At 42.2% G+C, this 26,717-nt stretch carries 21 protein-coding genes; 18 read left to right on the forward strand and 3 right to left on the reverse strand.

What is annotated here, in order from left to right; translation table 11 throughout:
* Positions 1-50 precede the first annotated feature (50 nt).
* The 16 genes from tssB to OCV27_RS00705 all read left to right on the forward strand — a co-directional run bounded on the left by tssB (position 51) and on the right by OCV27_RS00705 (position 22,116).
* Positions 51-560 (forward strand): type VI secretion system contractile sheath small subunit, encoded by a 510-nt coding sequence (gene tssB, locus OCV27_RS00630; protein ID WP_125320294.1) that lies wholly within the window; start codon positions 51-53, stop codon positions 558-560.
* Positions 560-2,029: a type VI secretion system contractile sheath large subunit gene (tssC, locus tag OCV27_RS00635; protein WP_125320293.1), complete on the forward strand. Its 1,470-nt coding sequence runs from the start codon at positions 560-562 to the stop codon at positions 2,027-2,029. Before tssB ends, tssC begins: the two co-directional genes overlap by 1 nt.
* Before the next feature lie 49 nt (positions 2,030-2,078).
* Entirely contained in the window at positions 2,079-3,434 is a 1,356-nt protein-coding gene (locus OCV27_RS00640) for a type VI secretion system contractile sheath domain-containing protein (RefSeq protein ID WP_125320292.1), read from the forward strand.
* Positions 3,431-3,847: a GPW/gp25 family protein gene (locus OCV27_RS00645; RefSeq protein WP_125320291.1), complete on the forward strand. Its 417-nt coding sequence runs from the start codon at positions 3,431-3,433 to the stop codon at positions 3,845-3,847. The genes OCV27_RS00640 and OCV27_RS00645 overlap by 4 nt, the downstream gene beginning before the upstream one ends.
* Positions 3,840-5,621, forward strand: coding sequence for a type VI secretion system baseplate subunit TssF (tssF, locus tag OCV27_RS00650; protein WP_125320290.1), 1,782 nt, complete (start codon positions 3,840-3,842; stop codon positions 5,619-5,621). Before OCV27_RS00645 ends, tssF begins: the two co-directional genes overlap by 8 nt.
* Before the next feature lie 8 nt (positions 5,622-5,629).
* Entirely contained in the window at positions 5,630-6,586 is a 957-nt protein-coding gene (gene tssG, locus OCV27_RS00655) for a type VI secretion system baseplate subunit TssG (protein ID WP_125320301.1), read from the forward strand.
* Positions 6,587-6,594: 8 nt separating this feature from the next.
* The gene (gene tssH, locus OCV27_RS00660; protein WP_125320289.1) at positions 6,595-9,207 is read left to right on the forward strand and encodes a type VI secretion system ATPase TssH; all 2,613 of its coding nucleotides are present in this window, start codon (positions 6,595-6,597) and stop codon (positions 9,205-9,207) included.
* A gap of 135 nt (positions 9,208-9,342) precedes the next feature.
* On the forward strand, positions 9,343-10,041 hold the full coding sequence (locus tag OCV27_RS00665) for a substrate-binding periplasmic protein (RefSeq protein WP_420919477.1): 699 nt from the start codon (positions 9,343-9,345) through the stop codon (positions 10,039-10,041).
* A 34-nt stretch (positions 10,042-10,075) separates the two neighbouring features.
* Complete coding sequence (locus OCV27_RS00670) at positions 10,076-11,029, forward strand: type VI secretion system-associated FHA domain protein (RefSeq protein ID WP_125320287.1); 954 nt, start codon at positions 10,076-10,078, stop codon at positions 11,027-11,029.
* On the forward strand, positions 11,029-11,499 hold the full coding sequence (gene tssJ, locus OCV27_RS00675; protein ID WP_125320300.1) for a type VI secretion system lipoprotein TssJ: 471 nt from the start codon (positions 11,029-11,031) through the stop codon (positions 11,497-11,499). The genes OCV27_RS00670 and tssJ overlap by 1 nt, the downstream gene beginning before the upstream one ends.
* Complete coding sequence (gene tssK, locus OCV27_RS00680) at positions 11,499-12,815, forward strand: type VI secretion system baseplate subunit TssK (protein ID WP_125320286.1); 1,317 nt, start codon at positions 11,499-11,501, stop codon at positions 12,813-12,815. The genes tssJ and tssK overlap by 1 nt, the downstream gene beginning before the upstream one ends.
* Positions 12,816-12,822: 7 nt before the next feature.
* Positions 12,823-13,965: a type IVB secretion system protein IcmH/DotU gene (gene icmH / locus OCV27_RS00685; RefSeq protein WP_125320285.1), complete on the forward strand. Its 1,143-nt coding sequence runs from the start codon at positions 12,823-12,825 to the stop codon at positions 13,963-13,965.
* Between the two features lies 1 nt (position 13,966).
* On the forward strand, positions 13,967-17,389 hold the full coding sequence (gene tssM / locus OCV27_RS00690) for a type VI secretion system membrane subunit TssM (RefSeq protein ID WP_125320284.1): 3,423 nt from the start codon (positions 13,967-13,969) through the stop codon (positions 17,387-17,389).
* Between the two features lie 2 nt (positions 17,390-17,391).
* Positions 17,392-17,973: a serine/threonine-protein kinase gene (locus tag OCV27_RS00695; protein WP_245986680.1), complete on the forward strand. Its 582-nt coding sequence runs from the start codon at positions 17,392-17,394 to the stop codon at positions 17,971-17,973.
* A gap of 621 nt (positions 17,974-18,594) precedes the next feature.
* A complete protein-coding gene (locus OCV27_RS00700; RefSeq protein WP_125320283.1) occupies positions 18,595-20,151 on the forward strand; it encodes a hypothetical protein in 1,557 nt (518 codons plus the stop codon).
* Positions 20,152-20,415: 264 nt separating this feature from the next.
* Entirely contained in the window at positions 20,416-22,116 is a 1,701-nt protein-coding gene (locus tag OCV27_RS00705) for a hypothetical protein (protein WP_125320282.1), read from the forward strand.
* Positions 22,117-22,173: 57 nt separating this feature from the next.
* Here OCV27_RS00705 and OCV27_RS00710 read toward each other — a convergent pair whose 3' ends face one another.
* Positions 22,174-23,040: a YicC/YloC family endoribonuclease gene (locus OCV27_RS00710; RefSeq protein WP_125320281.1), complete on the reverse strand. Its 867-nt coding sequence runs from the start codon at positions 23,038-23,040 to the stop codon at positions 22,174-22,176.
* A 179-nt stretch (positions 23,041-23,219) separates the two neighbouring features.
* Between OCV27_RS00710 and rph the strand changes: the two genes are divergently transcribed.
* Positions 23,220-23,936, forward strand: a complete 717-nt coding sequence (rph, locus tag OCV27_RS00715) for a ribonuclease PH (protein WP_125320280.1) — start codon at positions 23,220-23,222, stop codon at positions 23,934-23,936.
* A gap of 112 nt (positions 23,937-24,048) precedes the next feature.
* A complete protein-coding gene (gene pyrE, locus OCV27_RS00720; RefSeq protein WP_125320298.1) occupies positions 24,049-24,690 on the forward strand; it encodes an orotate phosphoribosyltransferase in 642 nt (213 codons plus the stop codon).
* Positions 24,691-24,781: 91 nt separating this feature from the next.
* Here the strand turns inward: pyrE and lpxM are convergent, their stop codons facing one another.
* Both lpxM and lpxL read right to left on the reverse strand, forming a co-directional pair.
* Positions 24,782-25,741 carry a lauroyl-Kdo(2)-lipid IV(A) myristoyltransferase gene (lpxM, locus tag OCV27_RS00725; protein WP_125320279.1) on the reverse strand — a complete coding sequence of 320 codons (960 nt, stop codon included), beginning with the start codon at positions 25,739-25,741 and terminating at the stop codon, positions 24,782-24,784.
* A 17-nt stretch (positions 25,742-25,758) separates the two neighbouring features.
* On the reverse strand, positions 25,759-26,709 hold the full coding sequence (gene lpxL, locus OCV27_RS00730; protein ID WP_125320278.1) for an LpxL/LpxP family Kdo(2)-lipid IV(A) lauroyl/palmitoleoyl acyltransferase: 951 nt from the start codon (positions 26,707-26,709) through the stop codon (positions 25,759-25,761).
* Between the last annotated feature and the right edge of the window lie 8 nt (positions 26,710-26,717).

The raw sequence follows: 26,717 nt of genomic DNA on the forward strand, positions 1-26,717 counted from the left end.
TTTCATCGACACACTATTTTTTGGATATTTTTTATATTTAGGGCACCATCATGGCATTGAATTCACAGCATAAGCGCGTTAGTAAAAATCGTGTCAGTATTACATACGATGTTGAAACAAATGGCGCAGTTGAGACCAAGGAATTACCGTTTGTTATTGGAGTGATTGGGGATTTCTCTGGCAACAAACCAGAATCTGAAAAAGTGGATATTGAAGACCGTCAGTTTACTGGTATCGATAAAGATAATTTTGATACAGTGATGGGGCGTATCCATCCTCATCTTTCTTACAAGGTAGATAACAAGCTAACCAATGATGATAGTCAGTTTGAAGTGAACTTAAGCTTTCGTTCAATGAAAGACTTCCACCCAGAGCATTTGGTTAATCAGATTGAACCACTTAAACATCTTGTTGAAACGCGTAATCAGTTAAAGCTATTGCTAAGCAAGGCTGACCGCTCAAGAGACCTCGAGCGTCTTTTGAAAGATGTTCTACAAAACACAGATGCCATTAATGGTTTGGCTGAAGAATTGGGTATCAATAAAGAAGGGGCGGAATAATGTCTGTTGAACAGCAAGCCGTAAAAGGTTCAGATGGAGTCACATATAGTTTCCTAGAGAAAGCGATCAGTGCTACGGACCAAACACCGGTTGATACCACCAAAGAGCTCTTGAGCATCATGACATCCCAAGCGCTTGAGGGTACGGTAACTTGGGACAAAAATCTAACCTTGACTATTGAAAAAGCAGTCAGTGAAATAGATAAGAAAATTTCTGATCAGTTATCAGTCGTAATGAAAAACAAAGAGTTACAGAGGTTGGAAGGCTCGTGGTTGGGTTTGCAGAAGTTGGTTAAAAACAGCGAACTTGGTCCTGATCTGAAGATTAAATTGGTTGACTACACTAAAGATGAATTACTAGAACAATTTGAAGATGCACCTGCAATCGATCGTAGCCGTTTTTTCGACATGGTATACCAAGAAGAGTTTGGTACAGCAGGTGGAGAGCCATATGGCGTCCTTTTAGGTGATTATGAGTTTGGTTATAGTGACCCAGATGTTGCACTGCTGCGCTATATGGGTGAGGTGGCATCAGCTTCTCATGCACCATTTATAGCAGCCGCTAGTTCCAGTATGTTTGATTTTACTTCATTCCGCAGTTTTGCAGAAGGTAAGCCAGTGGCAGCGGGCTTTGATTCTCCTGCATACGCGAGCTGGAATGCATTTCGTCAAAGTGATGATTCACGTTATGTTGCATTGACACTGCCCAAAACAATGTCACGTCTTCCCTATGGTTCAGATACTGTGGCGATTAAATCTTTCGCATTTGAAGAGCTTGAAGTTAACGACAGTGGTGAGAAGATTGTGCGTTCAGATAGCGACTTTGTATGGAGTAATGCTGCGTACGAATTAGGCCTTCTTATGACTCAGGCCTACACTAAGTACGGTTGGTGTACGGCGATCCGTGGTACAGAAAATGGTGGTAAAGTTGAAAGCCTGCCTAACTTTACGTACTTCTCTGATGCTGGCGACCTCCTGCAGCAGTGTCCAGCAGAAGTGAATCTAACAGATGAACGCGAGAAAGAGTTGAGTGACCTAGGTTTTCTTCCCTTGGTCCACTACAAGAGCACTAACTACGCTGTATTTATGGGGGCTCAAACGGCGCATAAACCCAAAACCTACACCGACCCAGGAGCAACCGCAAACTCAGCTATTTCAGCACGCTTACCATATACCATGGCAAGCAGCCGCATAGCATCATACCTTAAGGTCATGGGCCGCGATCGCATTGGTTCAAATCTTTCGCCAAGCGATGTTCAGAAAGAACTGAATTCTTGGATTAACCAATATGTTAACCCAAGCGCCATTGGTAACGATGCGAAAGCAACACATCCTTTAGTGGCTGCAAAAATAACAGTAGAAGAGCAAGCAGGCCGTCCCGGCGCATATTCAGCAGTAACTTATCTGCGCCCATGGCTACAAATGGAAGAACTGACTGCCTCACTTCGTATGGTCGCTAACATCCCATGATGATGCTATTCGGGGATACTGTCTCTGAATGTTTTGAATTGAGTAGTAAATGAATCCAAACAATCAATGGAAGAGCGTGCTGAACGATCATATGGATTGGCATGAGTTGCTCACATGTGCCCAAGCTCAGTCTAGGGCTCAATTTAAAGCACTACTTATTCGCTTGATGGCTGAACTAGATATATTGATTAGTGGGCAGTTATCTGAAGTTATTCAGCATAAGTACTTTAAGCAACTTGAAGCTTCTTGGGCTGGGATTAAGTCATTGATTGATTTAAAAGCTTCACAGAGAAGAATCAAAGTCAAGTTATTAAATGTTAGTTGGAACACGGTTTCGGCTGATCTCAATTATTCCTTTGATTTAAAGAAGTCCTCTCTATATAGACAATTGTACTCAAATGAGTTTGATACCGCTGGAGGTTCTCCTTTTGGGTTGATGATGGTTGATCATAAGGTTTCGTCCGGCTCCAGCGACGAACTTGATTTTGACGATCTTTACACTCTCCAGTTACTTTCTGAGCTAGGTGAACTGGCATTCTGCCCAATGATATTAGGTGTGGATGAGTTTTTCTTTGGTGATGATCCTCGCAGGCAGATTTTCGATTGTAAGCGTGTTGAGCGTATTTTGACCAGTCAAGACTTCTTGTCTTGGCGATTATTGAGAGAGAAAGCCTCTTCTCGGTTTTTATACTTAGTAATGCCTGAATATCTCGTACGAGAGCCTTTTTACCAATACCAAGCAGGTTTTGTATTTAGTGAAAATAAGCAAGAAAGCCATGCCCTTTGGGGAAACAGTGCCTATCTTATGGTAAGTAACGTGATACGTGAGTTTGACCGCATTAGTTGGTTTGGCTTCCTTCGTTCTTATGATGAAACGGGGACTTATGGTGCTATGGTTCAAGACTCAATCAATATGCAAACAAAAGTCGACTTACCTAGTGAGAAGGACGGTTTTTGGTCTACTCAAGGGTTCATACCTTTAACCAGTCTTTACCTAAGTCGCCATAAAGGATTCTTTAGTAATCAATCAGTTTGGCAAGTTCCTGATGAGTCGTGTCGACAGGTTGGAATGCTACAGACTAACTTAATGGTATGTCGTTTTGGCCATTACATCAAAGCTCAGCTTCGTGATCGAGTAGGTCGTTATGACAGTACTGAAAGTTGTCGCCAAAGCCTTAAATCTTGGTTAGACCAATTTACTAATAACGTAAGCTACGCTGAAGATTCTATTTTAGCACGTTATCCATTGCGTTCTTGCTACGTACGTATTGAAGAAGCCCAGTATGATAGCATGAGTTATCAGTGTGAGATCATGCTTCAGCCCCAATATCAGTACGACATGATGGACGCAAAAGTAGTACTGACCACCTCATTTTCAAGCTCAGAAATTGGGAAAAAGCAATGAGTCTGATGGCGAAATTAACCCAAAGTTGGAATGATGATGTCGATGGTGTCCATGACGCGCTGGTCGACAATATTTGTGACCTACTTTCAAGTCGAGCGCCTATGTGGGCGAATGGAACTTCTGCTGGTGAAGGCACTATAGTTGAGCTTGGAACATGTAATATTGCTAGGGTGCAATGCAAGGCAAATACTGGCGATATTGTTGCTGAAATAGAAAAGCTAGTTCGTTGTTATGAACCACGGTTATCTGGGGTAGATGTTGAGGTTCAGGAAGGGAAGGTGGGTGACAACCAATTGAGTTTTCGTTTGTCTGCTGTTGTGCATTCTGATATTGGAGATGAAGCGATTGTTCTTGATTCTTGCTTGGATCTGAGTACTAACAAACTAGAAGTAAGGACGTCGAGTTTTGTCTGATTCTTTGCTTTCCTACTTTGAACAGGAGCTTCGTTTTATTCGTACCGAAGCTTCGAAATTTGCTGAGCGCCATCCGGGAGCCGCTCGTTCTCTAGGTATGCGAAAGGACAGTATTGACGACCCGCAAGTAGTACGTTTGATTGAAAGCGTGGCGTTGATGAACGGTAAGCTTCAGCAGCGCTTGGATGAGTCTTTCCCAGAGCTGGCGGAAAGCTTAGTGAACTTGCTGTTCTCTCATTATCTTAGACCCGTACCTTCATATAGCATGTTGGACTTTAGTATTGCTGATGACGCAAGTACCAAGCACAGTATTCCCAAAGGTACCGAGTTCGATATATTTGAGGACGGTGGTGAACCTGTAGTATTTCGCACTACGGAAGACTTGGAACTGCTTCCGATCAAACTCACTTCTGCCGATGTTTTCTTTGCGCCTTTTGAGATGGCTAAGCCTATTGGTGCTGAAAGCACCAAAGCCATGTTAGAGCTTACGATCGATGCGACAGATAAGGGCATCGAACTAAGCAAGTTGGGTATTAATAGTTTGAAGTTGCACCTTAAAGGTGAAAGTAATTTTGTGTTGCGTTTATATGACGTGATGGCACAAGGGATTGCCCAAGTATGTATTTTTAACAATGACACTAGCTATTCGCTGGGTCAGTTTGCTATTCAGCCAATAGGGTTTGACGCAGAAGATACTGTTTTACCGTATCAAGCAGCCAGTTTTGGTGGCTTCAAGCTATTGACTGAGTTCTTTATGTTCTCTGAACGTTTTTTGAGTTTTAAACTAGATTTAGGTGATGTTATTAGCAGAACGTCTGGATCTCAGTTCCGCATTCAGATTTTTCTAAATGAAATAAGTGTTGAGGTCGCTCGGGGTCTGCAAGCTCAGAATTTTTCCTTGTTCTTTACACCGCTGGTGAATTTGCGAAACAAAGTCTCAGAGCCGATTCAAATTGATTTTAGTCAAAAACAGTACCCCATCTATTTAGATTCTGGGCAAGACAGTGAACTTGAAGTATTTTCTGTTGATGATGTTTTGGATGTGACAGAGGGAGAGCCCTTCTCCGTAGCACAAATTTACGGCGAAAAATACGATGACGAGGAGAGTCCCCTTCGCTGGCAGTTGGTGCAAAACTTCCATAAGAGAGGAGTATTGAACAGTGGTTTAAAAGTTGTAGACTTGGGGCACATCAGCGCGACATCTGAGCCTCGTATTTGGTCTGTAACTACAACTGCGGCCGATGGTGCGCGCGCTGGGACACTGCCTATTACTAGTCAGATCCGTTGCCGTGATTCACTGACCATAATGGCATCTATGGAGCTGTTGTTCCGACCGACATTACCAGTGCGCAGCCGAGATGCCAACAAGAATGTTTGGGCACTGCTTAAACACTTGCACTTCAACTATCATGCCATTTTGGGTACAGATAACCCAATTACAACGCTCAAGAATGTGTTCGGGTTATACAATCATAGTCAAGCGGTACAGAACTACGCATATATCGAATCACTGCTCAGTATTGATCAAGAGCAAGTGGTGGCTCCAACTCGTATTTCTGGTAAAACTTGTTTTGCTTATGGGACAAAAATTTCCGTTACGCTAGATTCGACTAACGTAAATGGCGGTATATCGATGTTTGGGTATCTACTGGATCACTTCTTTGCATATTTTGCAGGCTTCAATAACTTTACTCAAGTTGATGTTTACCTTGAGGGCCACGATGGGGTTTACCTTTCTTTTCCAAGGAGAGCTGGGTGCAAAAGTCTGCTGTAGTCGGTTTAATGCAAGGGGAGTTTAAAGGACAGTTAGACGAAGCGTGGCAAATCCTCAAGCATCAAGCTCATGTGAATGACCAACGACCTGCGGTGAATTTCAGCGCAGAGGCGCTTCCCGCCTACTATCACTCGGAAGTTTCTAAACTAACGTTTGAGAGTAATGGTCAATACACACTGAAAACATCAGTGGCATCTTTATCTGGTAATGAGGGCTCTCTACCTCGAGCTATGAATAACCAAGCATTAAAGGCGAAATTTGAGCTAGGAGATGAAGCGCCCCTCGACTTTTTCGATATGTTTAATAATCGCTACTACCGATTGTACTGCGAGACCAAACAAAAACACCAATTAGCTTATCAGATGGAGGAAGATACATTCCACTGGAATAACCATCGTCAATCTATCACCCAGATACTATCGAGTCTTGCCGGGCAAACAGAAGAAAAAGCACCAATACCAGAGTCACACTTAGTTAAATATATGGGCCTACTGGGGCTTAATATGACCTGTCCATTGACACTAAAGACTATTTTGGAAGATTACTTTAAAGCTCAGTTTGAAGTGGAGCATAGTGGTTTGGAATATTTACCTCTAACGCCATGCTCACTGACTCAATTAGGCCAATCCGGCAATAACCAGCAATTAGGCATGGGAGCATTGATCGGTAAGTCAGCACCTATGTTCGGACAGCAACTGAATATCAAAATCTGCCCTAAAGATTATCAGCATTATCTGAAGCTTCAGAGTGATAGCCAAATTATCCATGCTTTGGATTATATGGTTCGTAGTTATATGGGGGTTAACACTAAGTGTGAACTTTATATGAAGGTGAACAGCCAATATTTACCAAGACTGAAACTCTCTATCAGCGATAAGAATAGCTTGCGAATTGGGCAATCTGCATGGATGAGTACCCAAACTAATAGCCAACAGTTTGTTGAAATACCAATGACGAAAAGTTAGGAAAATGAATGATAAATATTGAACTGCCAAGCCTAGTTAAAAGGCTAAGTCCTGCCCTAAAAAATGCTCTAGAATCTGCTGCCGCAGAATGTGTAAGACGGGGACATTTCTCTATTGAGTCTGAGCATTGGTTTTTCCAGTTATTGCAGCAGTCTAAACATTGGAGTGTTGCTCTTACGCAGGCTTCTTTATCAAAAGAATCGATGATTGAGCATTGTCATCAACATCTTGCGAGCTTAGCTCGTGGAAACGATGCGTCTCCATCTTTATCGCCTGAGTTGGTTGAACTATTGAAAGATTCCTGGATGCTGGCGTCACTAAATAGCTCGCACCAGCAATTGTTGGTGAACGAATTCCATATCCTAATGGTGTTAAAGCAGCGTGAAATTCAAAACATTCGCATTGGAGTATTTAGCCGATGGATCTCAGCATTGTCTTCTGAGTGGTTGCGTAGTCAGTCTATGGTGTTGAATACTTCCAGCGAAACGAGACCACTTGCTGAGGACACAATTACAACCCATGGTGACTCGACCACACCGACTTTGGATAAGTACTCGCAAAATCTAACGGAAGCCGCACGCAGTGGAAAACTTGATCCTATCACAGGGCGTGGTATTGAGATCCGTAAGTCAATCGATATTCTTTGTCGTCGCCGTCAAAATAGCCCGATTTTAGTCGGTGAACCAGGTGTGGGTAAAACGGCCATAGTGGAAGGTTTGGCTCAAGAAATCGTCAACGGGAAGGTGCCCCCTTCATTGGTGAATGTCGAGCTCTACAGTTTAGATCTTACTCTGCTACAGGCGGGAGCGAGTATAAAAGGTGAGTTTGAAAGCCGCTTGAAAGATGTGATTAATGAAATCAAGCAATCTGCGACACCAATTATTATATTCATTGACGAAGCTCATACGTTGATCGGTGCGGGTGGTGCGGTAGGCCAAAATGATGCGGCAAATATTTTAAAGCCAGCATTGGCACGTGGTGAGTTTCGTTCTCTGGCTGCAACAACTTGGGCTGAATATAAACAATACTTTGAATCGGACGCAGCACTGGCTCGTCGATTCCAAATAGTTTCTGTTGATGAACCAAATGAAAAAGACGCGACTCACATGCTTTACGGTGTTAAACGCGGCCTAGAAAAACACCACAATGTTAAAGTGACGCAAGCAGCCATTGATGCCGCGGTGTCCTTGTCTATCCGCTACCTGCCAGAGCGCAAGCTGCCTGATAAAGCAATCAGTTTGTTAGATACCGCATGTTCCCGAATTAGCCTGAGTCAAAGTGCGTTACCTCATCAGATGGGAGTCATTGCGGAGCAAGTGCTCTACGCCAACAACGAAATAGAAATACTAGAGCATGAATCGGCGTTGTGGTCGATAGAAGACAAACGCTTAGAAAATGCCAAACAAGGTTTGATATCTCTTGAAAAAGAGCAGCAGTTAATTGAAACGTGCTGGAACGAAGAACGTAGGCTGGTAGATGAAATTATAGAACTACAAATCCAGCTAGATAAAGAGCTACAAGAAAGTGGTTTTGTGACGTCAGTGAATGTTAAAGCATTACTTGCTGAAAAAATGACTGCTCTGCGCGATATGCAGGGAGAACAACCTTTAGTGCTTCCTTGGGTTACGGAGCAAACCATTGCTGATGTAGTAGCACTTTGGACGGGTATTCCAGTTGGTAATATGCTGAGCCAGGAAGTGGAAAGATTAATGAATCTTGAAACTCATATTAGTGAAAGAGTGATTGGGCAGGTGGCACCTATTGCTGAGCTTTCTCAGGCAATTCGTTTGTCCCGTGCAGGCCTAACAGATCCGCGAAAACCTGTTGGCGTATTCCTCATGTGTGGTCCTAGTGGTGTGGGTAAAACCGAAACGGCATTGGCACTGACGGATCTGCTTTACGGCGGAGAGAGAAATATCACTACGATTAACATGACTGAATTTAAAGAAGAACACAAAGTGTCAATGCTGCTTGGTTCGCCGGCAGGTTATGTGGGTTACGGGAAAGGTGGTGTTTTAACTGAAGCCGTTCGTAAGAATCCATACTCAGTATTACTTTTGGACGAAATGGAAAAAGCGCATTCAGGTGTGCATGACATTTTCTATCAGATTTTTGATAAAGGCGCGATTTCAGACAGTGAAGGTCGAACTGTCGATTTTCGTAACACCATCATTATTATGACCTCGAATGCCGCAGATGGCGCTGTCGTGAATGAGTGTAGAAATGGTCGACCAGATGTAAATGCACTCACGCAGGTGATTTTTCCTGAATTACAGAAGTTCTTTAAGTCTGCATTTCTTGGTAGGACAACTATAGTGCCCTATTTTCCACTTAATGACGAAGAGATGCGCAAGATTGCCGAGTTATCACTAAACAGAATTCGCCAACGTATCAAATCTCACTATGGTGCGCACTTCGACTACCACATAGATGTGATTGAGTTACTGGTTAACATGCATGATTCACCAGAAACTGGAGCCCGTGCAGTTGAGCAATTAATCAATCGTCAGTTAATGCCAGAGCTGGCGAACCAATGCATTGTTCGCATGAGTGAAAGTAAATCACTAGAAGCAGTAAGAGTTGAAGTGGTAAATGGTAAATTCATCATTCTAATTGAGTAAGTATCTAATAAAAAAGAAAAACTAGATTGTTACATGGCTGAGCCATACGCCAGTATACACATAATAACGATATCTACGTGTGGGACAGCAATGTTGTATGTTTTTCTAGCACCAGCAGGAGAAGAGTGAGTCATGATGCGAATTTTTTTAATTACCCTTATGGCTGTTGGATACAGCAAGTTTACGTTGGCGTTTAAATCTCCAGAAAGGGTATTGCTTGCGACCCAAGAGTGGTTCCCTTTTCAATACCAAGAAAATGGAGAAATTAAAGGGTCGAATATCGAAAAAATGAAATGCGTGATGGGGGTAATGGATCAGCCTTACCAGCTTACTATGACAAAGTGGGACCGAGCTCAACTTGAGGTAGAGGCAGGTTCGCAAGACGGATTTTTCCTTGCATCTCATAATAGTAAACGGGATAGGTATGCGGAATATTCTACACCGCTAGATGAACAAGATTGGAGTTGGTTTTTCTTATCGAACTCAGGTGTGGCTGAAATGGAAGATACTTTTTTCAAATCGCAGATCGAAGTGGCGGCAATGTTTGGTTCGAACAAATGGCTCTGGCTTCACAAAAAAGGCTACCGCGTTATTAAGAAACCAAGGACAGCTAACGCTCTTATTAAATTAATGCTAAATGAAGAAGTTGGCGCAATTCTGGGTAATGAGAAGGTGATCAATGAAGCTATTAATGATATGGGGCTCAGCCATCGAGAGATATCTATAAGAAGGTTGAAGTCTAAACCTTTAGGTGTGTATTTCTCGAGAGCGTTCACCAAGAAGTATCCCCATTTTCTAAACAAATTTAATGACGCGGTAGCTCAGTGCCGTTAATTACAAATTATTGAGCTTTTTGAAGGTCAGACACATGCCTATATCTATTAGAATTATTAGTAACCCCTCTAATGAAAGTGTTACTCAATGGAATCATGCTTTTCCTGAAGAGGGTGGAAATATCGGCCGTGCTTATGGTGCGATATTGCAATTGAGCGACGCTAGCAGGGAGGTCTCAGGTATACATGCCATTATTCGCAAGACTTCACGCGGATATCAAATTGCAGATAACAGCACCAATGGCTTATTTATCAATGGTTTTGACATGCCATTGGGAAAAGGCAATCAAACAACACTTAGTGATGGTGATGTGTTGGATATTGGAGGGTATCGCCTTCTGGTTTCTTGTTTTTTGCCTGATCATGCGAAAGTTCGAAGTGGAGAGGAGTGCATTAATAGCTCCTCTTTTGGAGAGGATCCGTTCAGCAGACAGCCTGAGCCTAGTGTTGAGACAATACCGGAGGTGCAAACTGAACCTGATTCTACCATGGCAACTCGGGATATAGTGGATGATGACCCATTTTTGAGTACGGGCACCATGAAGAAAATGAAACAGGAGCACTTTGAACTCGATTTCCCAACAAGTGATGAAGACCCATTGAGATGTAATGAACTTCAAGCATCGCTTAATTTGCGAAATGAAGCGATGTTTTCCTCTTTTGTGCAACAGGAGATTAGTGAGACCCCTAAATCTGCTCAGTTGGCAATGGTCGAGATTCAAAAGCATGAACAGTTCCTGCAGGAATGCTCGGATAAAGCGTTGGAAATAGCATTGACGCGTTTACTTTCTGAACTATCTCCAGATGCAATTGAGTCTATGTTTAATGATTTATCTGGTAGCCGCTTCTGGCCTCGAAAGAGGAAATATTGGTGTATGTACAAACGTTATTTCACCAGACAAATTGAAACCCGTGACTGGCAGGTTAAATTTAAAACCTATTTCCATGATGCGATACGCCTACAGCGCAACTTAGAGGAAGGGAGATGATGTTATGTCGAGCCTTTTTATTGAGTTTAGTGCTGCTTCTTTCTGGTTGTAGTTTTTGGAGTAACCACCTAGGGGAACCAAAGCTGGTCATTAATATTACCGCTGCGGATAACATCAACCCTAATTTTAAGGGGCAGCCTTCTCCAGTTGAACTGCGTATTTATCAACTAACCAACAGTAATGCATTTGAACAATCTAACTTTATGCAAATTTATAACGATGAACAGAGTGTGCTAACTGCAGAATTAGCGGTTGTTCGTCAGTTACTAAGCTTAATGCCTGGAGAAGTTCGCCAAGAAGTAATTCCTCTGGGTACAGGAGTTAAGTTTATTGGTGTTATTGCAGGTTTTGCAGATTACCGAGCTGCCAAAAACAAAGTGATCTATGAGCCTATTATCTTCAATTCAGTGACAATTAATATTGAAGTTGATGGAATTAACCTGTCTATATCGGGAGAGGAAGGTAAATAATGGATGCTAACAAAGTGGTTTGGAGCGAAGGAATGTTCCTCTCACCGCAACACTTTCAACAGCAAGAGCGCTACATCGAGCATTTTACTCGCGAGTTTTCTGGACAGATAAGTCCTAATTCTTATGGTTTGACTCATCTTGAGTTAGATTTTTCTGTACTGAATGTTGGTAAGGTGTCGGTTCGTCGCGCGAAAGGTATTTTTCCTGACGGTACTCCTTTTGAAATTGACCAAGCACTTGTAATTGATGTACCTAAAAGTATCAGTCATAAGAAAGTTTACCTCGCTTTGCCCTTGTCAAGATCTGGCACTATTGATGTAGGTGATGATAGCCGTCTGAGATATGGTGTAGTAGAGCACCCAGTTTATGATATTAGTCAAGAACGTAGTGCTCCGGTTCAACTTGAGTTAGCGCAACTTAACATCCAGCTCAAGCTGGAAGGAGATGAATTAAAAGACTTCATTTTGATCGCTGTAGCTGAAATAAGTGAGCACAAATCTGAGGGTGTTTTGGTTCTTAACCAAGCTTTCATTCCACAAAGTTTGCATTTTGGTGTTTCCAGTTACTTGAGTGATTCAGTAGCAGAGGTCTATGCGCAAGTTCAATATCGTTCGAGTGCAATTCACGCTCGTCTTCAGGCAGAAACCAGTAGTAAAAGTTATCAGTCTCTTATGCGTGATTATTTATGGTTGCAAGTACTGGGTGCTTGGATACCTAAGTTGGAGCAATGGAAACTTGATGGAACTTTGTTGACGCGTCATTTGTATCTCGAATGTGTATCTATGACCGGCCAGATGCAAGGGTTAGAGGGCAAAATGCCGAAGTCTTTCCCTGCGTGGAACCAAGGTGATCTTTATAGTATTTTCTCTCCAGTTTTTTCTGAGTTATTGGTCTTATTGCGCGAAGTCCAAATTGACAATGTTTCCACCTTGAAGTGGGATCGACAGCTGTTTGCGACCCGTCGCTTATTACGAACTTTAGTTGATGATCGTAGCTTGTATAACCAAGGCCGCTTTGTGATGGTTGTGTCTTCTTCGATTGGCGCGACACGCATTAGTGAAGAGTTTCCACATGCAGCGAAGCTGGCTGGTAATAGTGATATTGCAGGGTTGGTACGTAATGCATTATCTGGTGTCCCACTGCGCCACTTACCTTATTCACCATCAGAGCTGAAGTCAGTGAAAGATGCTGCGTATTTCGAAATCGATACCAAATCCGATCTGTGGCAGGCCTTAGTTAAAAGAGATGAAGCGATTGCTCTCCACATCGATGAAAGAATTGATGATATTCACGTCGACTTTCATGTGATTAGGTAGGTTAGCAATGACAGGGTTATTTAGTGAGGAACCTACGGTTCAAATTCAGCGCCAAACAACGGTAAACTCAAATAAACAAGGTGTAAGCCAGAGTCCCAAAGCAGATACATCGGGCATGGAGCAGTTGATAGAAAACCTGACTGCTTATAGTAGTCCGCTAATGAACGCGGCGACCGAGCTGCTTGGTATTTTGGTTACCATTAAGCGTCAAGGTTCATCACGTGATATTAATCGCTTTAGACAAAAATTATTGGATGCGATTGAATCATTTCGTCTGCGTGGTTTGCACTTGGATTACCATCCCAGTGTGATTGAAAATAGTTGTTTTGTATTGTGCGCTGCACTTGATGAGGCTGTGTTATACACCTCATGGGGAGAGCGTGTTCGTTGGGAAAATCACTCACTTTTGAGCAAAGTATTTTCTCAACGTAACGGAGGTGAGGCCTTTTTTATATTGCTTGAGAAAGCGAGCCAGCAGCCCAAGAAACTCTCGGATTTCATCGAGCTTCAATATGTATTATTAGCGCTCGGATTCAAAGGACGTTTTTGCTATGAAGACGAAGGTCAATTGCACGATATTATCTCACACACATATGGGCTGATTCGTCCCTATCGCACAGAGATCCCACTACAGGCTCCTAAATCCCCCAAGTTAATTGAAGGTAAGCAACCTTGGCTAATGTATCGAGTACGAAAAATATTGGGTATGACTTTTTTGATTTTCGCAACAAGTTATGGTTTCGCAGAATACTGGTACCACATCAGTAGCCAGTCTTTGTTGTCTCAATTGGATATCATTGACACCTTGGGTGTGAACTTAAAGAAAGCTAATAGTGAATTAGTTTACCTTAGTACGGATGATGATTTAGGTCGAGAAGTTATAAAACTAGAAGAGAATATTGGAATGAAAGAAGAAGTAGTTGCTCAACAATGGGAAATTATTTTGGCGACTTTCTTAAATCCTGATAATGCTGTTCGCTTATCGAATGAAGTTAGCCAAGCTGGATATAAATCATATACTCGTGCATCTGGCCGTGGTGTAGAGCTATACGTCAATGCAGGTGATGATTTGAGTGAAATTCGAAAACTGAAAAATGAACTGAATATTAGATTTGGACTAGACACTATGATAAGAAGAGCGCAGAAATAAAATGTTAAAAAAGGTTTTAGCAATTGTCTCAGTCATTATTTCTGTTATAGGAATAATTGTGCTCTGGTTGTATTTACCTGAGGAAAAATCAGCTTGGCTTAAGTGGACATTGATGGGCCTGATGACCTCTATCATTATGTTCATTGTTTATTGGTGGTGGAAGCAGAGAAGGATTAGCCAAGTAAAATCGGAAGAGCATGATCTTCAAATCTTACTAAAGCAAGATACTTGTGTGATCCAGCAGTTGTTCCAAGTTGCGACCAAGAAAATACGAGGTCAGGGTCGCAGTAAGCTGGAAAGTTTGTACAGCCTACCTTGGTACTTAGTTATTGGTGGTGAGAATGACTCAAAAAGTGAAATCTTGCTGCAAAATGGTTTCGAGGTTATAAGTAAAAGTGAGACTGAATCGTATTTATGCTTTTGGAGCAACGATAATGCGATCGTGATAGAAGTTGGTCAGAGGATATTTACTAGTGAGGGCGTTGATGAAGTCCTTTGGAAAGTGCTGGCAAAGCAGCTTTTCAAATATCGCCCAAGACAAGGCTTGAATGGCATTATTGCTGTGGTCGGTTGTGATCGACTAATTACCAGTGATAAAAAAGAGCGCACCAAACTTTCCACAATTTATCAGAAAGCTGTGTTGTCGATGGGAGGAGTACTTGATCTTAATCTGCCAGTTTATACTGTGATTTCAAAGGCAGATACCATTGCCGATTTTATTGGTTTCTTTGAAGGTTTTTCAGCATATGATTCCGAAAAACCATTTGGTATCACGTTCGATTGTGATTACTTGCAGCGTTATGATAAAAATCAATTCACAGCAGAAAGTCATACATTGATCACATCTGTTGCTGGGCAGCAGTTCGAATTGCTGCGAAACGTGAGTCGTGAAAAGTCTAGTTCAATTGTCGCTTGGCCATATCAATTGAGAATTTTTCTGCAGAGAGTAAATGAACTCTTATCGGATATAGGTCGAGAGAGCCGAACGCGTGAAGCAGTATGGATTCGTGGCGTTTACTTGATGTCTGCGGTCCAAAAGGGGACTAAATACGATTTACTGACACAGGTGGTTGCTGAGCGTGCTGAGTTCAACTTGATAAGTCAGTGTGACCAAAAGCCAAGCCGTCGAGGCTTTTTTACTAAAAATCTGTTTAATAAGATTATTCTTCCTGAGAAGAGCATAGTAGGTGTCAACGAATGGTGTCATTCAGCATACCTTATGTTGCGTTCAGCTGCCTTGGGAATGATTGTGGCGCTAGTTTTCATTGCTGGATTAAAGCTCAAATATAACTGGAATCTAGATGAAGAATGGCGCTTGAAAGCACTGACACAAATCCATCTCTATAAAAGCGGTATCAACCAATTGAGAGATGATTGCTCGATATCGGAAATGATCTCTGTGCTTTCAGAGTTGGAAAACGTTGCTCTTAAAGGCGTACAACGAAGACCTTGGCATCAAATGGTCAGTATGAAACAAATTGATACAGCAGAGAGCGTTTATTCTGCGTATGTGGGACAGTTGCATCAAATCTTGCTACCTAAGCTGGAAGAGCTTATCGTCGGTGAATTGTACGTTTATATTAATTTGGGTAATTCGGGGAGAATTTTTGAAGTTTTGCGCTATTACCAGATGTTGTTTGATAAAAAGCAGCTAAACCTTAAAGAGTTACAAGCTTATTTATTGGACAACTTAAAGGAGCAGGGAGAGCTTTCATCTGATGAGTTATTTGCATTATCGTCTTTGATTGAACACACATTTCGTGGTGATTATGATAAGCAACTTCAGCCTAACAAAGATCTTATGTCAGTCGCAATCAATAATCTTGAAGGCTTTTCTCCTGAACGTTTGATATATACACGTATCAAAACCATGCCTGAATATCGCATGCAAGTCGATCTCCGTAGCCAACTGGGCGAAAATTTTGACAGCTTATTTGAGTTTTCCAGCGACTTTCATGGCTATCTTATTCCTGAAATATTTACCAAGCAAGGTTACACACAGATTGATCTTTCTCCAAAGTCTGAGTTATTGAATTACTTAATCGGGGAGTTTAAAGCGATTCAGGGCGACTTCTCTGGCGCTTCTATTATGGAGCTTACAGAACTTAGCAAGCAAGTGCAGCGTTTGTATTTTGCTGACTACGTTTATTACTGGAAAGAGCTAATCAACAATATTCAGGTTAAGCAGTTTGATAATGTTTCTGAATTAAGTCTCGCGCTTAGAGAAGCGAGTGTACCAGTTACCAGCCCATTATTGGGACTGTTGGATGCAGTGGCAGTAAATACCACATTGGCAGTAAATGAAGTACCAGAAATTATGGGCCAAGAGCGTATTACCAGCCAGTTTGGTCTGGAAAAAATTAATGAGTTAAGCCCAGGTGCTGGCGACAAGCTATTGAGGTTACAACCTTCCTTCGTAGTAAATGAGACATTTTTATCTTTCTCTCGTTTTGTGAATGGCAATGGAGAGGATAAAGTTGAGCCAGTCTATGCATTGATTGCTCAGTTTGATGCGCTGAACTTGTTTTTTGATACCGCGCTATCTAGTACTGACCCGAGTAAATTATTCCACACTTATGCTGTCGCTCATGCGAAGGGCAGTACCGACCCGATTGTTACTTTTCGTAAAGCAGGTATGAAAGCACCCAGTAAAGTGTCTTCTTGGATAAGAGATCTCAGTGCTCAAGCTTGGCAACAAGTGGTTAGTTGCAGTTTGCCTTATTTAAATACTCAGTGGGATGAGCGAGTGTACCAGTCTTATATGTCATCCATTGAAGGCCGCTTCCCATTTGCTCAACATGGACGGGGAGAAGTGGCCTTGGATGACTTTATGCGATTTTTTAAGCCTCGAGGTCGTATTGATTTATACATGGATGAATTCTTAACCTCATTTGTTTACTGGGATAATGGTCGACTGAAGCTTTTAGAAGTCGATGGAATCACTTTGCCCATCAGTAAAAACATGCGTGGTCAACTAGAACGAGTAAGGAAGCTAAGAGAGATCTTCTTCGGTGTGTCAGGGGAGGAACTTGCTTTGAAAATTGGTTTCAAAGCAAGTTCAATGAGTACTAATGTTACTGAGTTTCAGTTAAAAGAAACGGAAAGTCTGTTCAGCTACAAACATGGACCAAGAGTATGGCGTGATGTAACTTGGCCAATCTCTGGTGTGGATGGCTACATCAGCACGGAATTCTATAGTGGTAAAAATCTAGTTGCGTCTAAATCTTTCACTGGGCAGTGGGCACTATTTCGTGCCATCTTTTCTAGTCGGAGTAGTGCTACATCGAGTCGTCTGACTGGTAAGCTCAACTACAGAATAAACCACAACAATATTGCATTGGACTATACATTACGTGATTCTAACCATCCGTTGGATAAGTCTCTGTTTGTTCAATTTTCTTTGCCTAGGCAGCTTCAAGGGTAATTATGCACTATGGAATGGTGGAGCAGTTGAGTGGAGAGAGTAACCAAAAATTAGTTGTACATGCTAAACCACATAAGTTAATCAAAATCGATAATTTATCAGGTTACTATATCAAGCAGCTAAATACTCAAGAAGCGCTTGAGCGTGAATGGACTGCTCTCAATGAATGTAAAGGTAGTGGTATTCAAAGTGTATTATATGTTGATTGGGAGCGTCTTCAACTGACTTTGGAGTTTGATCGATACGCGATACCATTGAGTGAGTTTGGCCCGCAAGATCTAGCGCTCTTTAATTCATTAATACCGGACATAATTAATGTAATCAGTCACTGCCATAAGAATGGTTGGGTTCATGGTGACATCAAGCCTTCCAATATGCTTTATGTCCCTTATTTAGAAGATATTCGACTTATCGATTTTGGTGCCAGCCTTCGCCTTGGTACTTCGCGGGAATTACTGACTGATTGGCAAGGGACACCAATGTTTGCTTCGTCTAAGCAAATGAATGGCGAAGGTTTAGTGACAGTGGATGATGATTGGTATTCACTGATGAAAATCATTAACCAAGTAATACACAATGGATAAGATAATACTTGAGGTGATTTCCTGTAAAGCGTCGTTTTCTTTTTTATTTATTTTAGACTAACAGTAGTGATGTTAAGCAAAATTTTGTTGTGACCGATAATGTTAATTGTGTGGTTTTAGATATATTTTGCTCTCAATTTCTACCTCGTTTCACAAGATTTAACCGAGTTTCGTGAGCTATCTATTCTTCACTCGATTACAGTTTTCTTCCAATGTTGGAAAAGTAATTAGGGTAATTCGTAGCATTTAAATTGTGATGTATGTTTTATTTGGTGATGATTATCTTTTAGTTCTTGCGGTTCTTCATTCTATTTAATCCTTTGCGCAACATTATTCAATATTTGATTCAAAGGTTTGTATTGTGGCTTTGTTCATTACTCAACCTAGTGGCGGATTTGGCTCTAACTAGACTAAAAAAAAATCTATATTTTGAGCTATACCTAGGCATGCGCTTTATCTGGCTCAGGTATTAGATGTGGTATGAGTCATAACATTTTGCGTACCGAGTGGGTTGAATTTCAACCCTAATGATGTCTACAGAATATACCTGCAGAATGAGTGTTTTACAGGAGCAGAATCTCTTGATTCTAGGTTGGCGCAGGCACATAAAGGATTCAAATAATGGGAAACGTATTAAAACAAAATGAAAAGCTAGTTGGCGGTGATAAAGACGAACTATTGGCTTCTACAGAATATTATCAAGTACTTCAGCAGCAAACTAAATCGGCCGTTCAAGGTGTGGTGAGTGATGAAGTATATCCATTACAATTTCCTGCTCAGGGTGGCTTTCTTTATAACTGGCAGAACCTAAATAATGTCTTTAACCAAGGTACTTATGACTTAATGAGCGGCAATGTTGCGCCTGGTAATATCGAAGGGGCTGCAGAGTTGGGTAATGCTGGTAGTTTTGCTGTGAACTATGTTCAAGTTCTCAGTGGTATTGCTTACGCGTTAAATGATGCTGACACCGTCAAGTTAAATAAAGTTCAAGGTGACGCTCAGGCTCAGCAGGCCACGATTGTTCAAGACTTTCAAACTACTTATGGCAATATTACCGAAGAGCAAATGGCAGAAGCAAAGTCAGTTGTCGGTCAATGGGGTGTGAGCACTAAGTATGATTTTATCATTTCATATGTGTTAGGTACTCAGTGGAGCGGTACTGCTGCAGCAAGCAAAGTGCCGCTAACTTATGAACAAATGTCTACTGCGCGTAACCTTAAAGACCTTTTACCACAGCGTCCAGGATCAAGTGATCAAGTGATCAATGATGTTGCGATCTATCTCAATATGACTCAATCTGTTAATGCTCTGCAAACTCAAATGCAGAATGGTTCATGGGTCGTTGCTCAGGCACTCCGTAATACTGAAAGTCCATCTGAACAAAACGGTGGTATGCAGACGTTTAACCCTGTAGATGGTAGCGTAGAAACTAAATTGCGTACTAAGTTCCAAGTCAATAAATCTATGGCTGAAATTCAGAATGATCTCAATAATGAGCAGCGTGTGATTGAATTCAAATTGACGACTGCTGAAGCATCGGGTTCTAGCATGAATGTGAGTGTGAATGGAAGTGCTGGAATTAGTGTCGGCTCTTGGCTCAAGTTCTCTGTTGGCACTAGTGCTTCTTACGATATGTCAACGTTCGAAGGCTGTAGTCGTGATGCTGAAATTACCGTGCAATATAAAGGTTACTCTATTGTACCTATGAGCCCATTAGCATGGCAGCAAGATATTAATACTGGCTGGTATAATGGTGACATTATTCGTCAGGCAGTTGAAAATCAGGGTAAAGATGTCAGTGGCTTTAAGTTTGCCTCTTCTACGCCTCCTCCATTTAATTTTGATTCTCTCAAGCAAGGAGGTAATTTCGGCCTTATCAATAACGTAATCATTAGTAATTACCCAACTATTACTATTAAGTACAAAAATGCTGACTTTAATAGCTTTAAACAAGCATGGAGTACTAAAACTTCGGGCAATATGAGCTTATTTGGTCTAATTTCTTTGGGCAGTTTCAGTGCAGGCGCTTCTAGTAGTAGTTATGAACAAGGATCATCGAACAGTGAGTTTACCTTGACCTTTGCACCATCGGAAGAGCTGATAAGTGTACCTGAGTTCCAAAAGCAGGGCTTTATTATTGCCACATCGGTAACTAACCCAGGTGTTGCGGGTAAATAGGGCTAAAGTGGGCAGGAGGATGGCTGCTCGATAGCCTTCTTCCTTGCTGATTTAAAGTCCTTTCAATTTAGGGCATGGAGCTATCATTCCATGCCTTTTGTTTTTTGTGGACATGTTTGGCTAGCCTGCGACTCACCTGTAACGTAAATAACTCACTCAGATTTTAGGGCAATCTCAGAAAAAACACCTAGCATTAAAGGGTGCTGTTGATGTATTTAACGACAATTTTGGAGCCAAAGGGTGCTCACCTAAGCAAGGAGTTAGATGATATTGTGTAGGCGAATTTATTATGTATTGCTGTTTTTTCTTCCCTTAACTGTTAATGCCGAAGTCGATTCTGCAAGTAACTCTTCTGCCCAGCAAGCGGTTTGTGAGCGACAGAGTAATGAGTGTGTTGATAAGCATGACATAGACTCACAGCTGGCACCTCAAGAGTATTATCAGTATTTGCTCAATCAATTTAGCCAGGTGCTGCCCGGTGAAGCTGATGGTTTTTCTGCGGTACTTGCAGACCCTGCTCACAGCCGTTTTCCCTACTGGTATCTTAACGAAAACCTTGTATTTAATCAGTATACTTATGATTATATAAGTGCTCGCGTTATGCCTGGTAAGGTGGAGGGTACGGTTCAGCTCTCTGACGGAAATGGCTTTAGCCATGCTTACTTGCAAGTGATGTCTGCGATTGCTTTTAGTTTAAGTCAACAAACTAAGCAGCAGCTGGTCGAGCAACAAAAAGAGCTTGAAACGCTTGCTAGTGATCTTGTCGATGTTTATGAATACGCCTTTAACGCTATTACTCCTGAGAAAATTAACCAGGCTAATCAGGTGGTTGAGCCTTATCAAGTGACGATAGAAACCAAGCTTGATTATGTCGTTCAGTATGTAGTGGGTTATCAGTGGAGCGGGCGGGTTGCACAAGAAAAGCCACCTCTGAATTTTTCTCAGCTTGCTGATGCTAAAAACCTCACCCAATTACTGCCAGATATTCCTTCCTCTGGGGCAGGTGTATTGCAAAAGTTCAGTCTGTATTTACATTCCTATCGTTTGATTAGTGCGGTGGGTAATGGCTTGCAGTATAACTCAGGTATACTTAATGCCCTGAAAAATAATGTTCAATTTCCTACCAAAGAAACAGGAGGTATAAGAACCTTTAACCCTGTTGATGGTAGCGAGTCCGACCAATATCAGCCAGGCTATGATATTGGCATATCACTTGCCGATATAACTAATGCGCTCAACGACGGTAACCGTACGATACGTTTGACGCTAAAAACTGGTCGGAGAGAAGGTACACCAAACTCTAAAGGGTCAGTTGGTAAGATTGCCAGCAAGGTAACATTTGTGGATGAGTTAGGGCGCTCTACTGATTTAAATTCGCTGACAGAAAGTGGTCAAGTCATGGTAGACGTGGCTTATCAAGGTTATGTTTATCTACCCATATTAAGAGCTAGTTTGAGTGCTGGGGGGCAGACTGGCTGGTATTTTAGTGATCCAATTTGGCAGGCCTTTAACAACCAAGCTCAGGATGAAACGGGTTATCAATTTGTATATCGTCCTTCTTTTAACCTTGGCTGCTTCAATCAAGGAGGAAATTTGGCCACTCTTACGGGAGTATTAATTGCGAATGCTCCCCAAGTGACGATAACGATTGATTATACAGGAGAGTCGTTGCCAGTAGCATTTGCTAATGGTTCTGGCCAAGGTAAACTTCTGTTCGAAGGAGAAGTGCCTAATAATAGTCTTGGGCACCGAAACTATCATTATCAGATTGCTGAAAAAGATAATAAAGAGCAAGTGAAGACCCTAATCTTTACATCTGGTGCACAATTGGTTTCAGACAGTCCGTCAGCGAATAATACTAATGCATTGCAAGTCACTGTCCCGACAGCACTGAAAATGGCAGATGTCTTATTAACTACCTTCAGATACCCTTCAGCAGAAGGTGGTGGTAAGTGCCAGATGTAAAAAAAGCCCTAAGCCTTTAAATATCTAGGCTTAGGGCTTTGATGAACCATATATGCGCTATTCAATATTCTGGATCTGTTCTCGCATCTGTTCGATTAAGACTTTTAGCTCAACGCCTGAAGCTGTGATATCGGTGCTGATAGATTTAGAGGCTAGAGTGTTGGATTCACGGTTAAACTCTTGCATCATAAAATCTAAGCGACGGCCACATGCTCCTCCTTTTTTGAGGATATTATTTGCTTCTTTAACATGAGAGTCGAGACGGTCTAGCTCCTCAGCAACATCAGATTTTTGCGCAAGAAGGATCAGTTCTTGTTCCACTCGAGATGGGTCAAGTTCGACTTTTGCCTCTTCGAATTTAGAGAACAAGCGCTCGCGTTGCCATTCGATAATTTCCGGCATACGCGCGCGTACTTTGACAACTTCTTCAGTAATGGCTGACAATCGCTGCTCGATAAGTGCTTTCATGTTATCGCCTTCACGGCCACGAGCATCTATAAACTCACTAATGGCATCATCAAATGCAGCCAGTAAATCTCTATTGACGGAGTCCATATCTTGCTCTGAGGTTTCCATTACGCCAGGCCAGTTCATAATTTGAAATGGGTTGAGTCTGTTGTCATCGCCCGTCATTGTCATAACCTGATTAGCCGCATTAATGACTTGTGTAGCCAAGGTTTCGTTGATGCTGAGCTCACCTTTTGCGGCTGGATTAGCCTCAAAGCGTAATGCACATTCAACTTTGCCACGAGCTAGGCGCTTGCGAAAGCGCTCACGTAGAACTGGCTCTAAGCCACGAAATTGTTCAGGCAAGCGGAAGTAAGTTTCCAAATAGCGTTGATTGACGCTACGGATTTCCCACACAGCATTGCCCCATTCACCTTTAACCTCTTTACGGGCGTAGGCGGTCATACTATAAATCATCGAATTTTCCTGTATTAATCATCTGTGAAAATAACGCGTGGCAAATAGTAGCAGAATACGCGAGATTTGGAATGCTATAAGGATAGGGTGCTTTTCCGGCACAGTGGTTTCTGCTAGAATCTCGCCCCAATCTGATTCGTCTTCCCCTATCTGTAGATAGACAACTAAGGTAGATGCCAATGCGTCCAAACGATCGCAAGGCGGACCAAGTTCGCCCAATAAAAATTACTCGTAACTACACTGCTTACGCCGAGGGCTCCGTTTTAGTTGAGTTCGGCAATACGAAAGTATTATGTAATGCGACCGTTGAAGAAAATGTGCCACGCTGGTTAAAAGGGCAAGGCAAAGGTTGGGTTACTGCAGAATATGGTATGTTGCCTCGCTCGACGCATTCGCGCATGCGCCGTGAAGCTGCCAGTGGTAAACAGGGTGGCCGTACTATGGAAATTCAGCGCCTCATTGCTCGCAGCTTACGCGCTGTAGTGGATCTTGAAGCCATGGGTGAAGTTATGGTTACGGTTGACTGTGATGTGATTCAGGCTGATGGCGGAACGCGTACAGCTGCTATATCAGGTGCGAGTGTCGCTATGGCTGATGCATTCCAGCACCTTGTCGACAATGGTAAGCTGAAAGCAAACCCGATGAAAGGGCATGTTGCAGCTGTGTCGGTAGGCCTGTTGGGCCAAGACATTTTATGCGATTTAGAATATGTTGAAGATTCAGCTGCTGATACGGATATGAATGTGGTCATGACTGAAGATGGTCGAATGATTGAGGTTCAAGGTACTGCGGAAGGTGAACCTTTCAGTCATGATGATTTGATGAAGTTACTTGAGTCGGCAAAAACAGGTATTCGCGATATTGTCGCCGCGCAGAAGGCGGCATTAGAGCAGTGATTTGAAAATAGCTTCCAATTTAGGAAGCTATTTTTTTACCTTTTGGAAGGTGACACTGAGGGTGTTGATAAATTATCTAGGCAACTAGGTCTTATTACGAAGAGAGAAAGTGATGAAAGCATACCAGCATGAATTTATTGAGTTTGCATTAGAGAAGCAAGTACTGAAGTTTGGCGAGTTTACTTTAAAGTCTGGCCGTAAGAGCCCCTATTTCTTTAATGCTGGTCTTTTTAATACCGGTAGTGACTTAGCTCGTTTAGGGCGTTTTTATGCTGCTGCGCTGGCTGATTCTGCCATTGAATTTGATGTGTTATTTGGTCCTGCTTACAAGGGTATTCCGATTGCGACTACAACGGCAGTGGCGTTAGCGGATCACCATAATATAGATACGCCCTATTGTTTTAATCGTAAAGAAGCAAAAAATCACGGTGAAGGGGGCAACTTAGTCGGTAGTCCTTTGGAAGGACGAGTCATGCTGGTCGATGATGTCATTACTGCAGGAACGGCAATTCGTGAATCAATGCAGATAATCCAATCCAATGGGTCTGATTTAGCGGGTGTGCTGGTGGCAATCGATCGTCAAGAAAAAGGCAAGGGAGAGTTGTCTGCGATTCAGGAAGTTGAGCGTGATTTTGACTGTGCGGTAATTTCTATCGTTAGTTTAGGCGACTTAGTTACTTATCTTGAGGTGCAAGGCAATGCTACTGAGCATTTAGAAGCGGTTAAAGCGTACCGAGCTGAATACGGTATCTAGTTTAATATATTCAATATTTGACTAGCGAAAATAAGGGTTGCTGTTTGAGTCAACCCTTTTACTTTTACTCTCAAATCTTGCCTATTAAATGTTAATTATCATAAATCGCTTGGCCATCTCGCTGAGTTTTGAGCAGAGATAGGTTCCACATATATTGTTCTGGATGAGGCCTAACCAGTTGCTCTATTGCCTGATTCATTGCTTGTGCATCGGCTTCTTCATCCCCTGTTGGGAAGTTTTCTAATGCAGGTAGAATATGCACTTCATACTTGCCCGTTTTGTCGTTATAAGCAGGTAATACAGGGACGACCTTGGCTTTTGACAGGCGAGCCATTTTGCCAAAACCTTTGAGTGTGGCTTTTTCTGTACCAAAGAAGGGCACGAAAACGGAGTTTTCAGCGCCAAAGTCTTCATCAGGTAGCCAATAACCAAGGTAGCCGTCTTTAATCGAGCGCACAAATGGTTTTACTCCAGCATGTCTAGCAAAAATACGTCCCCCATATTGCATTCGTTGAACTTGCATTAGCCAATCACCAATTGGGTTTCGTTGAGGCTTCATAATGGTGGTGACTTTGTAGCCCTTGGCTGCCAGCATGACGGCAGGGTAGTCTACCGCCCAAGCATGGGGAGCTAAAATAATCACTTTTTCACCAGTATCGAGTAGCGGTAGTATATTTTCCTCGCCAATCATGACACCTCGATCTTGGTTGTGTTTAGTTGAACGGACCAAGAATTCTGAATAGCCTAAGAGATACTGTGCTGCTTTGACAAAGGTTTCTTCTAATATTTGTTGCCGCTCTGAGTCTGATTTTTCTGGGAAACAATACGCCAAGTTTACTCGTGCGCGGCGAACCACTCGGCCATTTTTTTTAACGACAAATACGGATAGTTTACGTGCTAATGTGTCACGCCAACGATAGGGAATAAAGGCAAGCAAAGCAGCAAAGGCTATGCCTATCCAGGTGCCCCAATGTTTTGGGTGTAAAAATGCCCATTCAAAAGTTGGATTATGCAAATATTTATCGATGCTATTTTTATCTGTGTTGCTCATTGAAATTAGCACCTATGCTACTGATACCTTGAGTTGGTAAGTGAATGATCGGGTAAGGATTTGAAACGTTTATGTAGCCACATCCACTGCTCGGGAGCGCGCATAATTATCTCTTCGACAAACTTATTCATGTATGCTGCGGATGCAGTATCATCTTGTTGTGGAAAGTCTTGCTCAATAGATTTATCAGCAATGATCTCGTACTTTCCTTGTTGGTTGCGAAAGCCTGAGCCAGGTACAATGGCACTTTTACTGGTAGAAGCCAGAATTCTTGTTCCTGTTGTTGTGCAGGCATCTTCGACGGCAAAGAAGGGAACAAATACCGATTTGTTGTGCCCATAGTCTTGATCAGGCAAGTAAAATAGTCTATTCCCTTGACGCAGCACACGTACCATTTGTTTTAAATCACGGCGATAAATTAGCTGATTACCATTGCGAGTCCTACCTCGGTACTGAATAAATTCATAAGCAGGGTTACTGTGTGGTCGGTAAGCGCCAAACCCGGGAAGGCCCAGTACAGCGAATGCACGAGCGGTAATTTCAAGGTTTAAAGCATGCACACAGCACAGCAACACGCCCTTTCCATCTTGTTGGTGTTTTTGCAGCTCTTTAATATCTTTAGCAATTAAAATACGCTTAAAGCGCCAAGTGGGCCAAAACCAAGTGATGCCAGTTTCAATTAGGGCCATACCTGTATTCTTGAAATTTTCCTCGACTATGTTGCCTACGTCTTTGGCTGACATGTCGGGAAAAGCAAGTTCGAGGTTGCGCTGGGCAATTTTTACTCTTGATTTGCTGATTTTCATCCCAAACGACCCGATTCCTCTACCTATTTTGAGAAGTAGGGTGTAGGGAAGTAAATTAACGATAAGGGCTAGCAAGCCAAATCCAAGCCATACCCCCCAGTTTTTTGGGTGAAGTAGGCTAAAGGAAAACATTGGCTTTTCTAAGCTATTTTTTTTGCTCATAGTGGTGG

It is taken from the genome of Vibrio pectenicida, from assembly GCA_024347015.1.
Taxonomy (GTDB): Bacteria; Pseudomonadota; Gammaproteobacteria; order Enterobacterales; family Vibrionaceae; genus Vibrio; species Vibrio pectenicida.